This window comes from Neisseria sp. P0018.S001, assembly GCF_051957355.1.
Classification (GTDB): domain Bacteria; phylum Pseudomonadota; class Gammaproteobacteria; order Burkholderiales; family Neisseriaceae; genus Neisseria; species Neisseria subflava_A.
The window spans coordinates 1-433 of sequence record NZ_JBQCWN010000082.1 but is presented as its reverse complement, the minus strand read 5'-3'; the positions used below and the strand labels follow the sequence as shown (position 1 = coordinate 433).

Annotated in this window: 1 protein-coding gene; it reads left to right on the top strand. The window is 48.7% G+C overall.

Translation table 11 applies throughout. The features are described from left to right. Positions 1 to 369 (top strand): uracil phosphoribosyltransferase (gene upp / locus ACTHTJ_RS10925; protein ID WP_440362698.1); only part of this gene is annotated, 369 nt, incomplete at its 5' end. Between the last annotated feature and the right edge of the window lie 64 nt (positions 370 to 433).

Sequence of the window (433 nt, the reverse complement as noted above, 5' to 3'; positions counted from 1 at the left end):
GTACTCGACCTGATTCCGACTGCCAAAATCAGCGTTGTCGGATTGCAGCGCGATGAAGAAACTTTGAAACCGGTTTCTTATTTTGAAAAATTTGTTGACAGCATGGACGAACGTCCCGCGCTGATTATCGACCCGATGTTGGCGACCGGCGGCTCTATGGTTGCCACCATTGACCTTTTGAAAGCTAAAGGTTGCCGTAACATCAAAGCATTGGTATTGGTTGCCGCACCGGAAGGCGTGAAAGCCGTCAACGAGGCGCATCCTGATGTAACCATCTACACTGCCGCGCTCGATAGCCACTTGAACGAACACGGCTACATCATCCCTGGTTTGGGCGATGCCGGCGATAAGATTTTCGGTACACGTTAATTGAAATGTTTAGGGCCGTCTGAAAAGTGTCAAATATCAACTTTCAGACGGCCTTATTATATGG